Raw genomic sequence first — 17,389 nt, forward strand, 5'->3', positions numbered from 1 at the left:
CATAAAGGTGAGAGCCATCACAGTTTAATCATTGTTAGAAAAAATCATTAAATCTGATAAGCACTTGACAATAGAATGAAAAAGAAAATCCATTTATTAAAAATATTTTAATAAATTTATTTGCATTCAATGAAAATTTAAATAAATAATACAATGCTAATCTAGATCACATTATTTTCCTCTCAGCTTTATACATTATGAGCCAAAGGTGGCTTAATAAACTGTAGTAACGAAAGGACTGTCTATGAAAGTCTCTAAACAACAATTGCATCAACTTATTCAAAATAAAATTCATGCAGCAGGGCTAAACCTGGTTCATGCCGGCATTGTCGCCGATGTTTTGGCCCATGCGGATGCTCGCGGTATCCACTCTCACGGTGCCGTCAGGGTAGAATATTATTCTGAACGCATTAGCAAAGGGGGTACCAACAATAATCCGCACTTCACTTATGAAAAAACCGGCCCTTGTAGTGCCGTTTTTGATGGCGATAATGGCGCGGGGCATGTTGCAGCTAAACTGAGCATGGATCACGCCATTGAAATGGCAAAAGAGAACGGTGTCGCGGTGGTAGGCGTTCGGCGTATTGGCCACAGTGGGGCCCTGTCTTACTTTGTGCAGCAGGCAGCTCAGGCCGACATGATAGGGATTTCACTGTGTCAGTCAGACCCGATGGTGGTCCCTTATGGTGGGGCTGAAGTCTACTACGGCACCAACCCCATTGCTTTCTCGGCACCCGCAGAAGGGAAAGACATTTTAACCTTTGATATGGCGACTACCGTTCAAGCCTGGGGCAAAGTACTGGACGCCCGCTCCCGTAATGCGCCTATCCCGGACACCTGGGCGGTTGACAGCGAAGGCAAGCACACCACCGACCCTTTCGCTGTTAGCGGGTTGCTGCCGATTGCCGGGCCAAAAGGCTATGGCCTGATGATGATGGTGGATATTCTTTCTGGTGTATTACTGGGATTGCCTTTTGGCAAGCATGTGAGCTCCATGTATCACGACCTCAGTGTAGGGCGGGAATTGGGCCAACTGCATATTGTTCTCAACCCTGGCTATTTCACTAATGAAAGTGTTTTCCGTCAGCATGTCAGCCAGGTAATGAAAGAACTCAATGCCATCAAACCTGCACCTGGGGTGGAAAAAGTCCTCTACCCGGGTCAAGGTAGCCATATGCGTGAGTTGGAAAGTGAGAAGAATGGGATTGATATTGTTGATGAGATTTATCAATACCTGATTTCTGACGATATTTACCAACGTTCTTACGATCATAAAGACCCGTTTGCCAGTTAAAAAATAGGTAATCAGTCCGTGTGGTGATGTTGCTCTTTCTCGAGGTTGTGACATCACCTGCGTGATTTTTATTATCTCTCACCCCAGGTAAAACAGAGCTAATGGATTATCAGTGTCAATCTAGCTAGCAAATATCCTAGGAAAGCTAAAAAAAGGCAGATAGATATGAAAAATTTCCAACAAGAAATTAGTGAAACTTCTGGCTGGTTATCAAAAATAGGTGCCGACCCCAGTGGTGGCATGACACGGTTGCTGTATACCAAAGAGTGGATTGACGCCCAACAGGCATTGAAACAGGCCTTCGAAAGCGCCGGTTTGACGGTTTCCTATGATGCAGTGGGTAATTTGTCTGGTCGTCTGCTGGGCAGTAAGTATCCTGAACAGGTGATACTGTCTGGTTCTCATATCGATACCGTGGTCAATGGTGGCAACCTTGATGGACAATTGGGTATCGAAGCCGCTTATTTGGCCATTAAGCACCTTAAAGAGACCTATGGAACGCCACTACGGACGCTGGAAGTGATCTCTTTGGCGGAAGAGGAAGGCAGCCGTTTCCCGTTCGTTTTCTGGGGAAGCAAGAATATTGTCGGCTTAGCCCGTCCTGAAGATGTACAAAATATCTGCGATGCCAAGGGAGTCAACTTTGTTGATGCCATGCATAGCGCCGGTTTTGATTTTCCTCAGCCAAATCAATTGCCACGTAGCGATATTGCTGCCTTTGTCGAATTGCATATTGAGCAGGGCAAGGTGCTGGAAACCGAGGGGAAGACCATTGGTGTCGTCACTGATATCGTTGGGCAGCGCCGCTATAATGTGACATTGCAAGGCGAAGCCAATCACGCTGGCACAACGCCGATGAGTTATCGTAAAGATGCTGTTCATGCTTTTAGCCGTATCTGTTGCGAGTCTATCGCTAAAGCACAGGCTGAAGGGGATCCGTTAGTATTAACCTTCGGTAAGGTGGAACCTAAGCCTAATGTTGTCAACGTGGTGCCTGGTTATGCACAATTCACCATTGACTGTCGCCATACTGATCAGAAAACGTTGTTGCGTTTTACACAACAATTGGAGTCTGATATCAAGCGCATCTGTGCAGAGATGGATATCATTCCCACCATTGATTTGTGGATGGATGAAGCCCCTATTCCGATGAACCGGCAGTTGGTACAAAAGGTGGTACATCTGTGTGAAACCGAGCGCCTCAACTACCGCCTGATGCACAGCGGGGCGGGCCATGACGCGCAAATATTCGCGCCTAAGATACCCACCGTGATGATGTTTGTTCCGAGTATTGGTGGTATCAGCCACAATCCAGCAGAAAAAACCGCGCTTAGCGATCTGTCTGAAGGCGTCAAAATTCTGACACATACCCTTTATCAATTGGCCTATCAGGAATAACGGTCATCGTTCTGCCCCTGTCACAGCGAATCGACGGGGCAGATTTATTAATCAGGAGAATTAACGTGGGTTACTTCAACAATCAAATTGGCTATCCAAAGGATATTTTGTCCTCTCGCGCGGTGATCAAGCGTGACAATTATGCGCTTCTTCCAGTGGAAGGCTTGGTACGCAATATCATTCCTGGCTTTGAAAACTGTGATGTCACTATTTTATCTACCCCCAAGTTAGGGGCCAGCTTTGTCGACTATGTGGTGACACTGCATGCTGACGGTAACAATCAGCAGGGTTTTGGTGGTGAAAATGTTGAAACCTTTGTCTATGTGATTGATGGCAAAGTTAAGGCGTCCGCCGATGCAACCGCCCATACCTTGACCAGTGGTGGTTATCTCTATTGCCCGGCCGGCGTGACCTTGCGGTTGGCTAACGATAATGCGGGTAAATCCAGCCAGTTATTCCTGTATAAGCGTACCTATAAGCGTATTGCTGGTCACGAAGCGCGTATCGTCTGCGATAATGTAAACAACCTTGAAAAGATCCACTATGAAGGGATGAGTGAAGTCATCCTGCAGGACTTACTGCCGAAAGATCTGGGCTTTGATATGAACATGCACATTCTTTCTTTCGAACCGGGTGCTAGCCATGGTTATATTGAAACGCATGTTCAAGAGCATGGCGCTTATATATTGAGTGGCAGCGGTGTTTACAACTTGGATAATGAGTGGATCCCGGTGAAAAAGGGAGATTATATTTTTATGGCCGCGTATGTACCACAAGCCGGTTACGCCGTGGGCAAAGAATGCTTTAGCTATATCTACTCTAAAGATTGTAACCGAGACGTGGATATTTGATCATATCTGAATTTATTTTAATAACTCAGTCGATATTTACCCATCGGCTGAGTATTTTAATAATTATTACTTCACCGTATCAAGCATGCGCCAGAGTACCACTTTATAAACTTGCTGTAATGCACCATCAAATTCTTGCTGTTTATCATTATTAATGCGTATTTTTAGCTGCTCAATAATTTCCTCTTTATTATATCCTTTGATAGCCAACATAAATGGGAAGCCAAATTTCTTCTGATAAGCCTGATTCAAGCTTAATAACAGGTCAGCCTCCTGTTGTGTGCATTGGTTCAAACCAGCACCACTTTGTTCACTTTGCGAATGAGCAGTAATATTCTCAGCGCGAATACCCTTACAAGCCAAATTAGGATGACTTTTAATCAAGGCTAACTGAACCTCAGGACTCGCCACTTTCAATGGTTCAATAATACCCTCATATAAATCGACGAAACCCTTATAAGGGCGTTTTTCAGCAGCTTGCTCAATCACCCATGGCGCTTTTTCAAAAACATTACCCAATGCCTGTTCAAATTGCGACTGACTCATTGAGTTTAATTCACTAACATATAAAGCTCGTTCTGCAGAAAATGCTGAGATTGACAACAAGTTAGTCATTAAAAAAACACCTGACAATAGTTTTTTACTTAACATGATATTACTCCCCTAAGGATTGTCAGATAAAAACATATTGATAATTTAATAATCCATTCAAAAAAATCTTTACTTTATGAAATATTATTTATCACGATACCATGGTAATAGATTCTCAAGTAATACCGATATCTTCACCGGAATGCTGATACCCAAGCATCACTTGAAATAAGCTAGAAGTCGCTGTCGCAATAAAGGTGTATTAGGTAATAAAAAAAGTCACGCTAGGTGATAGCTGAAATGCTGACTGCAACGTTGGCGGAACAACCAGTGTATTACAAAATATAAAGAACATCGCGTTCACCTCTGATGAACGCGATGCCAATGGCATTTATTGTTGATGTTTCAGTACGAATTTACCCTTCGGACGAACACCAAAGCCGGCCTTGATATCGTAAATCACCTCGCCACGCAGAATAGTTTTTGCTACACGTGCGTTGATTTTACGCCCAACATACGGGCTGACTTTATGACGATATTCCAGATCCTCTGTGGCTAACACATAGCTGCTATTCGGTTGAATAAACACCAGGTCCGCATCTTTCCCCACAGCAATACGCCCCTTATGTTTCAAACCAAAAATATCGGCAGCGTTAGTAGCCATTAGCTTGCCAAACTCAGGCAGCGACATGCCTCTTTTTTGTACCGCTTCATCAAACATCACATCGACACAGTTCTGGAGCCCGGCAATCCCACCCCAAGCTTGCATGATATTGCCTGCTTTCATCTCCGGTGGGCAAGGTGAATGGTCGGAAACCAGACAATCTATTTCACCATTAAACAGTTTGTCCCACATTCCCTGCTGATTTTTCGCATCACGAATCGGTGGTGAACACTTAGCCAAGGTACCAATTTCTTCAAACTGATCGGTATCCAACACGAAATAGTGTGGGCAAGACTCACAGGTAACCTGTTGCCCTTCCTGGCGTGCACGGGTCACTTCTGCCACCCCTTCTGGGCTACTGACATGGCAAATATGCAGGCGACAACCCGCGACTTTCGCCAAGTAGATCACGCGGCGGATAGCTTCAACTTCAGTAAATACCGGCCGTGAAGCCACATAATCATGTGCAGTCACCCGTCCATCTTCTTTGGCTTCTTTCCCTAATGCATCACAGATCAGGGCGTTTTCTGCATGCACAGCAACCAATTGGTCCAGCTTGGACAGTATCTGTAATCCCTTGAAGTACTCGAAATCATTCACATCACGGAAGTCATTACTAACACTACGGTCACCACAAGTGGTGACAAAACACTTATAAGCCACGACACCGACTTCATCCAATTCATGCAGTCGATCGAGATTATAGGAAACCAGGCCACCAAATTGCGCCGCATCAATGGACAGTTTGCCTTCTGCCGCAGAAAACTTCATTTCTATCGTCTCTCTATCGACAGTTGCAGGCAGTTGGTTGAGCGGCATTTCAATCATGGTGGTAATACCACCTTTTGCTGCAGCACGCGTACCGGTTTCATAGCCTTCCCAATGGGTACGACCAGGCTCAGACATATGCGCATGGGCGTCGACCATTCCCGGAGCCACAACCATTCCGGTAGCATCAATTTCTGTTTTGGCACCTGACAAACCATCACCAATAGCGGCTATCTTGCCTGCTTTTATGGCGATATCGGTAATAATAGCTTGATGTTCAAAAACAACAGTACCATTCTTTATAATCATATCGTATGACATAATAAATCTCCTTCGTGAAATAAATTCATTGCGTTTTATAACCACATTATTTTCACTTCGTTATAATATTTACTTCAGGTATACTCTTGCTGATTAACAAGCACTTTACTCTTAAGTATTGCATATAGGCAGAATGCACTGATAACACCCACAAACCATGAAACCCGGGATAATGGCTCCAGTATTTCAATAAACTTACCCCCGAGAGACAAAACCACGGAAATTAATGTCACAATAAACGCAACACCATTAAAACCATGGTCGTAATATTTATAGTCGCCCGGCTTCGTATATAAAGAATCAAGATCGATGTCACTGCGTACAACAATAAAATAGTGTGCCATCATAACACCAATAACCGGTCCTAAAATCCCACCAATAACATCAAGAAATAGATAGATACTTTCCTGACTTTCCATTAATTTCCATGGGCAGATTAATAGGCTAATGATGCTGGCGATAACCACACCATTTTTGTAGGTCAATTTTTTTGGTGCAATTGCCGCAATCTGGTAACCAGCAGGGATAATATTACCGGTAGCATTAGTTGAAATGGTTGTCATCAAGATAACTAATACCGCAAAAACGGATGCAAAAATGTTATCCCATTTCTGCACGATATCCAATACGTTCCAGGTATCAACACCGTAATGAATACTGGCCCCAGCCAAAATACAGACACTAGCAACCGCAAATAGTAGATAGGCCACTACCAGCCCTAATGTTTGTCCCCATGCCTGTTGCTTGAAACTACTGGCATTCTGGGTAAAATCTGAAGCACTGACCGCTGGCGCTGCCCATACAGCCACGACAGCATTGATAACCACCAAGAACATGAAGCTACTATTACTCGTGACATCCGCATTCGCGGGTACATAAGCAATAATATTGTCCAATCCCGCAAGCGAGATGGCCCAAATAGCCATGCCACCAAATACAACATAAATGCAAGGGTTAAGGATGGCGGTAAATTTATTAAGGATGCCACCACCACCGAGACCTATCGCAACGTTAACCGCCCAAAAAATCAGGAAGGCTATCAATCCTGGCAGACTGATCCCTAACAGATTAAACTCCCCGCCTAAAGTCAAAAACTGTGGCCATAGTTTGCCAATCAGGATCAGGAAGGCCAGTGAACCCGCATAACATTGCAAGCCAAACCACATGATGGCGGCCACACATCCTCTGAGGATCCCTGGGAATAATGCACCACGTACACCATAAGACCCCCTAAGGATCATGGCAAAAGGAATACCGTATTTTGAACCAGCTGCGCCATTCATGACCATAACAAAAGCAATAACGAATGCGCTGAGAATAATAGCGGCCATAATGCTAACTGTAGAAAGCCCTAGAATAAAAAAGCCCCCGACCGCAACGTAATTAGGGACGTTATGGACTGACCCCATCCACAAGGTGAAATAATTAATTGCTTTCCAAGTTTTCTTATTTGCCTCCTTTGGCAAAAGATCCTCATGATAACCACGTTGCTGGTAAATCTCTCGTTGCTTGCTACTGATAGATTCCATGACAATTCCTTCTTATACCAAATAAGAAAATAGAGTAATTTTTCTTTATCCATCTTTAAAACAACTCAAACCATTAATTGGGGGAAATTGTTATCTGAAAACCATAATGCATTATTTTAAAATATTAAACTCCAAATAGTTTAATTTATATGTAGGTGGCAAGTTCGAGAGCCATCAATCAAAGTGCCCCATTAACAAATCACAGCATTGATAATGGCTCAACCAAAAACCAAGTTAATTAACCATTTAAATATCAACATCACTTCAAGTTTTTTGTTATAGCTTATGCTGGCTCAGTAATGTATTTGGTTTTCTTTTTTTGTAACACGACGATGACAAAAATTAGCGTCCCCGTCACCACCAAGCCGGCTGAGATGATAAAACTTATCTCTTTCGAACCTGTGATATCTGAGATAAAACCAGTCAATGTTGGTGCTACGACCGCAGAACTCATACCAAAGAAATTAAACAGGCTGAATGCTCGCCCCAATTTTTTGGCGGAAGCAAGTTCGGAAACATAAGAAATTAAAATCGGGTCGACAGCCATTTTGCCCAGCAGTCCATATAACATAAGGCTAATCATGAGCATGGTGGTATTGGGTGATAACACCGTAAACGCCAACATTGACGCTGCCACAATCTCAAGTCCGATAATGATTTTAACCTTACTATCTTTATATTTATCTGATAGATAGCTAAAAAACAGTGCGCCGGGCACACCAACAAATGCAACCACCGCAGATGCAAATCCTATCTTACTCCCATCAAACCCTCTTTCTGTCTGAAGATATGATGGCAACCAGGTAACAATCAGGTAGTAACCATAGCAGGTACAGAAGTAAAGAAAATAAATGCTGCATAAGATGCCAGAAAATAGCGGGGAATCTTTCTCTTCTGTTACGTCAACAGTTTGTTCTTTTTTCTTTTCTTCCTGTTTAACCAGGTTATCTTTTGATTTAGTTCGAATAACTAAAGTAAACACGCAAAGCATCGTAGTGAGAATAGCAGCAACAATAAACAAGACATTTTGCCATGCCAGCCCCATACTTTTCACCAATACGCTGGAACCAATTAAACCGATCCCCATACCAATGGCAGAACCACTGTTGATAATGGCGTTAGCGAGTGCTTTACGTTCTTTCGGAACATTAGCTGAAGAGAGCGAGTATGCGGAACTAAAGAAAGAAGCACAACCGGCTCCCGCCAGCAGTGAACCACCATAGATCATCGTCATCCCAGTCGCTTTTGCAATGCAAAGTGTACCTAAAATAAAAAGCGTAAATCCGCACATTAGCATTATTTTTTGACCGAATTTATCGACCAAAATCCCACAAGGAATTTGCATGCTACAGTAGGCAAAGAAATAAAAACTCGCAATTGCACCTATTTCAGCATTACTCACATTTCCCATTGATGCTTGTATTTCAGGGTAAATAGGCGTAAGGACGGTCCGATAAATCCAAATCGCAACCCAACCTAGACTCATGACCATTACAATTTTTTTCCAGTAATCCATACTGGGTTTGTATTCTGTACTCATGACACTCTCCTTTTCATGAATTTATCATAAAATGACATTTCATAATTTTATCTTGTTAACATAATTTCTCGCACAGTCTGAGCTCAAACTTCGTTCATAAATTAAAAAATACTCGTGTGATATTTAAATTTACATATATCTAACAAATAGGCTCTAAAACCCTCATGGCAATTCCTTCTTATAATAAATAAGAAATAGGTAAGTGATCTTCCTCCACCCTTCAGAAAAATAAATATTAATTTAAAGAATGTATCGAATGACATTCATTATTAATTGATTATTAAACCATTTCGTATAAAAACAATGTCATAAATAAAAAGGCCAATAACCAGGACTTACTAAACCTAAAATGATTATTTAAAATAATTAATACACTCTCCAAGTTGCAGGTCAATAATAAAGACACCTGCAACTTGATAGAGACAATGACTACCGGTTAATCAGATACTTTATGGTTACCCATGATCTCCAAGGCTTGCACCAAAGCAGAATGGTCGAGATCTTTTGCACCATGGGCAGCACAAAGATTAAATAACTCCTGGCAAGTTGCGGTATTGGGCAAACTGAGTGCTAACGATTTTGCCCCCTGCAATGCCAAATTAAGATCCTTCTGATGCAAGGAAATACGGAAGCCTGGCTCGAATGTGCGCTTAATCATCCGCTCACCATGCACTTCCAGGATACGTGATGAAGCAAAGCCCCCCATTAACGCTTCTCGCACCCGCGCCGGATCGGCACCCGCTTTAGACGCAAAAATCAATGCTTCAGAAACGGCTTCAATGGTCAGCGCTACAATGATCTGGTTAGCGACTTTACAGGTCTGGCCATCCCCATTACCGCCAACCAAGGTGATGTTTTTCCCCATCAAGGCGAGCAGTGGTTTGACGCGCCCGAACACCGCTTCATCCCCCCCACCATGATGGTTAATGAACCCTGCTTGGCACCCACTTCACCACCTGATACCGGTGCATCCAGATAATCTGCACCCAATTTATTGATTCGTTGAGCAAAACTTTTGGTATCCAGTGGTGAGATAGAACTCATGTCCACCAGGATCTTGTTTTTCAATTGTGCTTCAGCACAACCATTGGCAGCAAATAGCACCTGCTCAACCTGGGGAGTGTCTGGCACCATAATAAAAATAATATCTGCCAAGTCAGCCACTTGCTTCGGCGTTGCACAGGCAATGGCCCCTTTTTGCAGCAATGCTGCTGGCACCTGCCCCAAGGTATTGGCATATAACTGATGACCACCCTCGATCAGCTTTTCAGCCATTGGTGTTCCCATAATGCCCAAACCAATAAAGCCTAGTTTCATGATGCATCCCTCAATTTTGATATTTTTTAATCCATGACAGGCCAGCAGCGGTCGTTGTCGCCGGTTTGTATTCGCAACCTATCCAGCCGCTATAGCCCATTTGGTCCAGTGCACTGAAGATATAATCGTAATTAATTTCCCCACTTCCCGGCTCATGGCGGCCAGGATTATCAGCAACCTGGATATGCGCTATTTTATTCAATAGATTTTCCATGGTTTGGGTCAGTTCACCCTCCATACGCTGCATATGGTAAATATCGTATTGAATGAACAGATTGGGACTACCCACCCACTCCATCAGCTCTAAAGCCTGGCGAGTGGTTTGCAAGTAGAATGCTGGCATATCGTATTTATTGATCGGCTCAACCAATAAGCGAATGTTTTCCTTAGCTAACTCTTTTGCTGCATAGCTCAGGTTAGCGACCACGATTTCATCAGTCTTATGCTGTGCCAGTGATTTGTCGGGGTTACCGATCAAACAGTTGATCTGTGCGCAACCTAATCCACGGGCATACTCCACTGCCATGCCCACACCGTCGCGGAACTCAGACTCTCGCCCTGGCAAACAGGCGATACCACGTTCACCAGCGGCCCAATCCCCTGCAGGGAGGTTTTGTAATACCTGTGTTAATTGGTTTTCCTCCAACGCCGTTCGCAATGCCTGCAATGGATAATCGTAAGGGAACATATACTCTATTGCCGTGAACCCTTGCTCTTTGGCACAGTGAAAGCGTTGTAGAAAGTCCACTTCGTTAAAGAGCATTGATAAATTAGCTGAAAACTTTGGCATAATTTTTTCCCTACTGGTATTTGAAGTAACTGACTGCCGTCGGCGCATCTTCTGGCGACTCGGCAACAGGTTCAAACTCTGTTACGTTATCCAGTTCGGTTCCCATCGAAATGTTAGTCACACGCTCCAGAATAATTTCCACCACCACTGGCACCTGGTGCTGGCGCATTAATTCTTCTGCTTGCTGGAATGCTGAGGCTATATTTTCAGGTTTAGTCACACGAATGGCCTTGCAGCCCAACCCTTCAACCACTTTGACGTGGTCAACGCCATACTCACCGATTTCCGGGGTATTGATATTTTCAAAAGCGAGTTGAACACAATAATCCATATCAAAACCGCGCTGAGACTGGCGAATTAACCCCAGATAGGCGTTGTTCACTAATACATGGATATAAGGCAGTTTGAATTGAGCACCGACGGCCAGTTCTTCGATCATAAACTGGAAGTCATAATCACCGGATAAGGCGATCACTTTGCGTTGTGGATCTGCGGCACAGACACCCAGCGCCGAAGGAATGGTCCAACCCAATGGGCCGGCTTGCCCAGCATTGATCCAGTGACGTGGTTTGAATACATGTAACAATTGCGCCGCAGCAATCTGCGAAAGCCCAATGGTGGTGACATAACAGGCATCACGCCCGAATGCCCGGTTCATTTCTTCATAGACGCGCTGAGGTTTGATCGGCACATTGTCGAAGTGGGTTTTGCGTAATAGCGTCCGCTTACGTTGCAGGCAGGTTTCCACCCACTCGGTTCTGTTTGGCAATAGCCCTTGTTTTGAGCGCTCGCGAGCTCGCTCAACCAACATCTGCAAAGCCGTTTTGGCATCGGACACAATACCCAGGTCAGGGCAAATAACGCGACCAATCTGCGTCGGTTCAATATCAATATGAACGATCTTGCGGCCCGCAGTATATTTATCCACGGACCCGGTATGGCGGTTGGCCCAACGATTACCAATGCCTAATAGAAAATCTGAATCCAGCAGATTGGCATTACCGTAACGGTGGGAGGTTTGTAACCCAGCCATCCCTGCCATCAGCGTATGATCGTCAGGAATACAGCCCCAACCCATCAAGGTCGGGATCACTGGTGTATTGCAAATCTCCGCCAATTCCTGCAACAAATCAGCCGCATCCGCATTGAGGATACCCCCACCAGCAATAATCAATGGCTTGTGAGCAGCACACAACATGTCCAACGCTTTGTCGATCTGCGCTTGAGTGGCTGCGGGTTTATAGGCTCCCAGTGAGGAGTAGGTTTCCGGATCAAATTCGATCTCGGCCATTTGAACGTCATAAGGTAAATCCACCAGCACTGGACCAGGACGACCAGAACGCATCAGATGGAACGCTTGTTGCAATACCCGGGGAACCAAAGCCGGTTCCAACACCGTCACGGCCATTTTAGTGACAGGCTTGGCGATTGATTCAATATCGACCGCTTGAAAATCTTCTTTATGCAAGCGTGCCCGTGGTGCTTGCCCAGTAATGCAAAGAATAGGAATAGAATCTGCCGAAGCTGAATAAAGCGCGGTAATCATATCCGTGCCTGCCGGCCCAGAAGTCCCCAGACACACGCCAATATTCCCCGGTTTAGCACGGGTATAACCTTCTGCCATATGAGAGGCACCTTCCACATGGCGCGCCAGGTAATGTTTGATTCCACCGTGCTTGCGCATCGCGTTATAAAAGGGGTTGATCGCCGCACCAGGTACGCCGAATGCCGTATTGACCCCCTCTTTTTCCAGCACATACATTGCCGCATCTACCGCTCGCATTATTGCCATCTCATCTTCTCCTGCTTTTTTGGAAAAATTTTCCAAATTGAAATTAAATTCAAAAAAAACCGTTTATTCAACAAACGGGAAGGCTAGTTCAGCCTGCAGCGGCTTGATTCAGCGGCTACAGGTGTTGTCATAGATGACTCAATGGTGACTGCGTGATTCTCCTAATGTCGTACTGATGTCATTAGCAACATCTCGCACCAGCTCCCCCAATTCCTTAAAACGCTCACGACTCACACGCTCACTGGGCCCGGAAATAGAGATGGCCGCCACCACATTGTTGCTACGATCGAAAATCGCTGATGCCAGGCAATTGAGCCCTGCAGCATGCTCTTCAGCATCAATGGCGTACCCCCGGGCCAGCGATTGCGATAAATCTTTGCGCAATAAATTCACACTCGTCAGCGTATTCGGGGTAAAGGCGTGCAACCCTGTACGCACAATCAGATCCAGCATTTCCTCTTCTATCAGGGGATAGAGGAGCGCTTTCCCTGCCCCGGAAGCGTGTAACGGTAAGCGGCTACCCAGCGGAGCACACATTCGCACCATGGCCTGGCACTCACATTGGCGGATCAATACCGCATCAAAGTTATTCCTGATGGCCAAGTTAGCTGTTTCACCTGATAACAGCATCAAACGACGCATAGGGGGACCTGCTACTGAAACCACGTCCCGGTCATTCATGTAAGCCGCCCCGACAGTGAACGCCTGGATCCCAATATGCCACCAACCTAATTGTGGATCCTGAAAAACAAATTCAGATTTTTCTAATACTTTCAATAATCTGAATGTCGTTGACAGCGGTAACCCTAACTTTTCGGATAACACGGAAACGGACGAGCTTCCTCCTGCATTGGCCAGAAACTGCAGGATCTCCAACCCTCGGTCCAATGCCTGGGCACCTTTCGTTGCTCCTGCATCTGTCGTTGGTCTTCCTTTTCTGCGTAGTTCGTTCATTCGGGCTTTCCTTTCTTAATTCAACTTAAGGTTTACCCGATATAGTATACCCATCCCCTTTCCAGTGGCAGCAATGTTGGCTGATGTACGATTTATGGTTATTTATACCCTTTCATCTCGCATTATTTGAATTACCTGAATGAACCCGGTGAAATAAATAATCTACTATCTAATGACTACTGGCTAATTACCACGCGATAAGGCTCAGGTAATTGACTGACGACACAGTTATCAGCACCACCACGATCTACTGTGAAGAAGTCAGTTACTTTACCGAAAGCAAATAAAGGATGATGCCAGACATTACGATGATAATTCACCCCTTGCCGACCATTAGTAATAAATGCACGTAAGGTATTAACTAATATTTCACCCTGTTCCCCCGCTTGCGCAACAATGACCACAAAGCGTTCCCCCTTCATCGGCATAAAGGCTTGGGATGACAGCGGGTGTTTCTCCAGTAGCGAGAACGTCATCGGCATATCACAAGGTTCCGAGCGATTGATACTCACCAGTACCCGGTGCCCATCAGTGACCTCTACTTTTGCAATATCATGATAGCGCTCCGTTTTCCCATCATTGATATGGTAAAAGGGGGTTTCATCAGTCTGTAATACATCACCATAAGGTGCAAAGGCTCCAGGTGTGAGTTCAACAGCAATTAAATCCATCTATCTCTTCTCCAAACCATCTTAAAAAGGAACACCACCGAATGAGATCACTCTAAACAGGTCATGATTAATTTAAAAGTTAATATTGGAAAATTATTCCACAATATGACCAGCAGCACATTAATTTGCCACTATTTAAATTAGTCTATTAATAATAGAAATATTATTAAAGAATTTTAATCACCCAGCGCACATTAATAATTGAGTTGTTTTGTGCTGTATCTATCATAATAAACTGATAAATAGTGCTGAAAATCACGGAATCATGTGTAATGGCTAACCTAAGGAAGATAAGATAAGTAAATTCTCTTTCAATGAATGGAAACCATCGCTGCCGCGTTAAGGAAATAACATGCTGGATCACGAAACTATTCGATCATTTATTAAAGTGGCAGAGTGCCAGAGCTTTTCTCGCGCGGCAGAGTTACTCCACAAGACCACCGCTACCATCAGTTATCGCATCAAAACACTGGAAGAAAGTATCGGTACCCAACTCTTCATTCGCACCACCCGAAGCGTCAATCTGACTCCGGCCGGTGAATACCTGTTGGAACGTTGCAGCCAATGGCACAATTGGCTTGATTCTATGCCCAATGAACTGCGCCAAATTAATGATGGGATAGAACATCAGGTCAATATTGTTATCAATAATCTGCTCTATAACCCTGCCACGGTGGCCCAATTACTGGCCTACCTGCAACAACGCTACCCCTTTACCCAGTTCCATATCTCGCGCCAGGTTTATATGGGGGTATGGGATGCATTGTTGAACGAAGATTGTCACCTGGCCATTGGGGCGGCAGGCAATGAGTCGCTGGAAAATAGTATCAATGTACTGCCACTGGGCAAGATAGAGTGGGTATTTGCCATTGCACCACACCATCCGCTAGTGGGTGCCGTTGAGCCAATACCCGAGGATCAATTACGGCTTTACCCGGCAATCAATGTTGAAGATACTGCCCGCCATCTGGACAAGCGCATTGCCTGGTTACTCTCCGGTCAGCGTGAAATAAAAGTGCCGGATCTCCATACCAAACTGGAATGTCATTTACGCGGTGTCGGTATCGGTTTTTTACCCCGAACCTTATGCCAACCATACCTTGACAGAGAGGAACTGGTGCAGAAAAAACCGCTGCGCACACGCCAGCAATCCACATTATCATTGGCGTGGTCAAATCACCGAGGGGGGGAAGTCGTCAAAAGCATTATTGCGCTATTTCAATCCCATGACCCTCTTATCAAAGGGTTTACTTTACCTCTGGATTAATCGGGCGATTAGCCTGGAGAGATTAGGCTTTCTGTCTCCACTAGCGTAATATTAATTTAACTATCTAACCGGAGGTTGTTCCATGTTCGATTTTACCTTTTCCATCATCCCAATTTTGATTGTTATAGCGTTAATTGTCGCCTTTACCAGTGTAAAGATTGTGCCACAAGGCTATCAATGGACCGTGGAGCGTTTTGGTCGCTATACCAAAACACTGATGCCAGGTTTGAACCTGATGGTGCCTTTTATTGATCGTGTTGGCCGTAAAATCAATATGATGGAGCAAGTGTTAGATATCCCTTCTCAAGAAATTATTTCACGTGATAATGCCAACGTGGCCATCGATGCGGTCTGTTTTATTCAGGTTGTTGATCCCGCACGTGCCGCCTATGAGGTCAGTAACCTCGAACTGGCGATCGTTAACTTAACCATGACCAACTTCCGTACTGTGCTCGGTTCAATGGAACTGGATGAAATGCTGTCACAGCGCGATAGCATCAACAGTCGTCTGTTGCATATCGTCGATGAGGCCACCAACCCTTGGGGGGTCAAAATCACCCGGATTGAAATCCGCGATGTTCGCCCACCCGCTGAATTGATTGCCTCCATGAACGCCCAGATGAAAGCCGAACGTACCAAACGTGCCGATATTCTGGAAGCGGAAGGGGTTCGTCAGGCGGCCATTCTACGTGCCGAAGGTGAAAAGCAGTCACAAATTCTGAAAGCGGAAGGGGAACGTCAATCTGCGTTCCTGCAGGCTGAAGCCCGTGAGCGTGCCGCCGAAGCAGAAGCAAAAGCAACCCAACTGGTTTCTGACGCCATTGCCAGCGGTAATATTCAGGCAGTTAACTACTTTGTGGCCCAGAAATATACCGATGCACTGCAGAAGATCGGTTCAGCTGATAACAGCAAAGTCATTATGATGCCGTTGGATGCTAGCAGCTTGCTGGGTTCCATTGGTGGCATTGCCGAATTGCTAAAAGAGAGTAAAGGCAACTAATCATGCTTGAACAGATCACAGCGAACCCACAATGGTTCTGGATCACTCTCGGTGGCTTATTGCTGGCAGCAGAAATGCTGGGCGCTGCCGGTTATCTGCTGTGGAGTGGTGTGTCTGCGGTGGTGGTTGGCATCATTGTCTGGCTATTACCGCAGTTAGGCTGGGAGTGGCAAGGTGTTCTCTTCGCCGTGATGACCCTTATCGTTGCCTACCTGTGGTGGTACTGGCTACGCAGACGGCCAAAGTTCGCGGGCAGTTCACAGGTGCTAAACCAACGTAATCGCCAATTGATTGGCACCCGTGGGACCCTTACTGAAGCGATGCAGAATGGCTTTGGGCGCATCAATATCGGCGACAGCAGTTGGCGTGCTCAAGCCAATGAAGACCTCCCTGCAGGCACTGAAGTAGAAGTCATTGCCGTCGAAGGGGCGACGCTGGTGATTCGCGCTATATACTCTAAATAATTCGAGTTGATTGTAGGCGGCAACTGAGCGACAAATCGGTCAGGAACCGATTTGAACAGCACTTGTGCTGGCCCGCAGGGTGAACCTCATGGATGAGGTTCATAATTCCCTAGGAGCATAGCTAACTATGTGACTAGGGTGAACGAAGGAAGCCAACAACCAAGCAGCTTGAAGTATG

General features: G+C 45.1%; 14 protein-coding genes and 1 pseudogene. 6 read left to right on the top strand and 9 right to left on the bottom strand.

The window, feature by feature from the left end:
* Window positions 1-244: 244 nt before the first annotated feature.
* The 3 genes from allD to allE all read left to right on the top strand — a co-directional run bounded on the left by allD (window position 245) and on the right by allE (window position 3,543).
* The gene (gene allD, locus ACX9GV_RS13300; RefSeq protein WP_473195854.1) at window positions 245-1,294 is read left to right on the top strand and encodes an ureidoglycolate dehydrogenase; all 1,050 of its coding nucleotides are present in this window, start codon (window positions 245-247) and stop codon (window positions 1,292-1,294) included.
* Between the two features lie 165 nt (window positions 1,295-1,459).
* Window positions 1,460-2,692, top strand: a complete 1,233-nt coding sequence (gene allC, locus ACX9GV_RS13305) for an allantoate deiminase (RefSeq protein ID WP_473195855.1) — start codon at window positions 1,460-1,462, stop codon at window positions 2,690-2,692.
* A 65-nt stretch (window positions 2,693-2,757) separates the two neighbouring features.
* Complete coding sequence (gene allE / locus ACX9GV_RS13310) at window positions 2,758-3,543, top strand: (S)-ureidoglycine aminohydrolase (RefSeq protein ID WP_023492390.1); 786 nt, start codon at window positions 2,758-2,760, stop codon at window positions 3,541-3,543.
* A gap of 66 nt (window positions 3,544-3,609) precedes the next feature.
* Here allE and uraD read toward each other — a convergent pair whose 3' ends face one another.
* The 9 genes and pseudogenes from uraD to ACX9GV_RS13355 all read right to left on the bottom strand — a co-directional run bounded on the left by uraD (window position 3,610) and on the right by ACX9GV_RS13355 (window position 14,480).
* Entirely contained in the window at window positions 3,610-4,194 is a 585-nt protein-coding gene (gene uraD, locus ACX9GV_RS13315; protein WP_473195856.1) for a 2-oxo-4-hydroxy-4-carboxy-5-ureidoimidazoline decarboxylase, read from the bottom strand.
* Window positions 4,195-4,525: 331 nt separating this feature from the next.
* Window positions 4,526-5,887 carry an allantoinase AllB gene (gene allB, locus ACX9GV_RS13320; protein ID WP_473195857.1) on the bottom strand — a complete coding sequence of 454 codons (1,362 nt, stop codon included), beginning with the start codon at window positions 5,885-5,887 and terminating at the stop codon, window positions 4,526-4,528.
* Between the two features lie 74 nt (window positions 5,888-5,961).
* Window positions 5,962-7,416 (bottom strand): allantoin transporter, encoded by a 1,455-nt coding sequence (locus tag ACX9GV_RS13325; RefSeq protein WP_473195858.1) that lies wholly within the window; start codon window positions 7,414-7,416, stop codon window positions 5,962-5,964.
* A 283-nt stretch (window positions 7,417-7,699) separates the two neighbouring features.
* Window positions 7,700-8,956, bottom strand: a complete 1,257-nt coding sequence (locus ACX9GV_RS13330) for an MFS transporter (protein ID WP_473195859.1) — start codon at window positions 8,954-8,956, stop codon at window positions 7,700-7,702.
* Window positions 8,957-9,392: 436 nt separating this feature from the next.
* Window positions 9,393-10,273: pseudogene (glxR, locus tag ACX9GV_RS13335) on the bottom strand (2-hydroxy-3-oxopropionate reductase).
* A 10-nt stretch (window positions 10,274-10,283) separates the two neighbouring features.
* A complete protein-coding gene (gene hyi, locus ACX9GV_RS13340; RefSeq protein WP_473195860.1) occupies window positions 10,284-11,063 on the bottom strand; it encodes a hydroxypyruvate isomerase in 780 nt (259 codons plus the stop codon).
* Between the two features lie 10 nt (window positions 11,064-11,073).
* Window positions 11,074-12,855 (bottom strand): glyoxylate carboligase, encoded by a 1,782-nt coding sequence (gene gcl, locus ACX9GV_RS13345; RefSeq protein WP_473195861.1) that lies wholly within the window; start codon window positions 12,853-12,855, stop codon window positions 11,074-11,076.
* A gap of 138 nt (window positions 12,856-12,993) precedes the next feature.
* On the bottom strand, window positions 12,994-13,809 hold the full coding sequence (locus tag ACX9GV_RS13350) for an IclR family transcriptional regulator domain-containing protein (RefSeq protein WP_023492436.1): 816 nt from the start codon (window positions 13,807-13,809) through the stop codon (window positions 12,994-12,996).
* A 176-nt stretch (window positions 13,810-13,985) separates the two neighbouring features.
* Window positions 13,986-14,480 carry an ureidoglycolate lyase gene (locus tag ACX9GV_RS13355; RefSeq protein ID WP_473195862.1) on the bottom strand — a complete coding sequence of 165 codons (495 nt, stop codon included), beginning with the start codon at window positions 14,478-14,480 and terminating at the stop codon, window positions 13,986-13,988.
* A 352-nt stretch (window positions 14,481-14,832) separates the two neighbouring features.
* On the opposite strand from ACX9GV_RS13355, the gene allS reads away from it, so the two are divergent.
* The 3 genes from allS to ACX9GV_RS13370 all read left to right on the top strand — a co-directional run bounded on the left by allS (window position 14,833) and on the right by ACX9GV_RS13370 (window position 17,211).
* On the top strand, window positions 14,833-15,747 hold the full coding sequence (gene allS / locus ACX9GV_RS13360; protein WP_023491006.1) for an HTH-type transcriptional activator AllS: 915 nt from the start codon (window positions 14,833-14,835) through the stop codon (window positions 15,745-15,747).
* 82 nt (window positions 15,748-15,829) lie between these two features.
* Complete coding sequence (locus ACX9GV_RS13365; protein WP_023491007.1) at window positions 15,830-16,747, top strand: SPFH domain-containing protein; 918 nt, start codon at window positions 15,830-15,832, stop codon at window positions 16,745-16,747.
* Between the two features lie 2 nt (window positions 16,748-16,749).
* Window positions 16,750-17,211, top strand: coding sequence for an NfeD family protein (locus tag ACX9GV_RS13370; protein ID WP_473195863.1), 462 nt, complete (start codon window positions 16,750-16,752; stop codon window positions 17,209-17,211).
* Window positions 17,212-17,389: the final 178 nt, after the last annotated feature.

This window comes from Serratia sp. 25CWL12 (genome assembly GCF_055790885.1).

What these genes read in the sequence shown, in the direction of transcription:
- ACX9GV_RS13370 (WP_473195863.1), top strand. Translation starts at nt 16,750, where the DNA reads ATGCTTGAACAGATCACAGCGAACCCACAATGGTTCTGGATCACTCTC.
- allB (WP_473195857.1), bottom strand. Translation starts at nt 5,887, where the DNA reads ATGTCATACGATATGATTATAAAGAATGGTACTGTTGTTTTTGAACAT.
- ACX9GV_RS13325 (WP_473195858.1), bottom strand. Translation starts at nt 7,416, where the DNA reads ATGGAATCTATCAGTAGCAAGCAACGAGAGATTTACCAGCAACGTGGT.
- ACX9GV_RS13350 (WP_023492436.1), bottom strand. Translation starts at nt 13,809, where the DNA reads ATGAACGAACTACGCAGAAAAGGAAGACCAACGACAGATGCAGGAGCA.
- uraD (WP_473195856.1), bottom strand. Translation starts at nt 4,194, where the DNA reads ATGTTAAGTAAAAAACTATTGTCAGGTGTTTTTTTAATGACTAACTTG.
- ACX9GV_RS13365 (WP_023491007.1), top strand. Translation starts at nt 15,830, where the DNA reads ATGTTCGATTTTACCTTTTCCATCATCCCAATTTTGATTGTTATAGCG.
- ACX9GV_RS13330 (WP_473195859.1), bottom strand. Translation starts at nt 8,956, where the DNA reads ATGAGTACAGAATACAAACCCAGTATGGATTACTGGAAAAAAATTGTA.
- allD (WP_473195854.1), top strand. Translation starts at nt 245, where the DNA reads ATGAAAGTCTCTAAACAACAATTGCATCAACTTATTCAAAATAAAATT.
- allS (WP_023491006.1), top strand. Translation starts at nt 14,833, where the DNA reads ATGCTGGATCACGAAACTATTCGATCATTTATTAAAGTGGCAGAGTGC.
- gcl (WP_473195861.1), bottom strand. Translation starts at nt 12,855, where the DNA reads ATGGCAATAATGCGAGCGGTAGATGCGGCAATGTATGTGCTGGAAAAA.
- allC (WP_473195855.1), top strand. Translation starts at nt 1,460, where the DNA reads ATGAAAAATTTCCAACAAGAAATTAGTGAAACTTCTGGCTGGTTATCA.
- ACX9GV_RS13355 (WP_473195862.1), bottom strand. Translation starts at nt 14,480, where the DNA reads ATGGATTTAATTGCTGTTGAACTCACACCTGGAGCCTTTGCACCTTAT.
- hyi (WP_473195860.1), bottom strand. Translation starts at nt 11,063, where the DNA reads ATGCCAAAGTTTTCAGCTAATTTATCAATGCTCTTTAACGAAGTGGAC.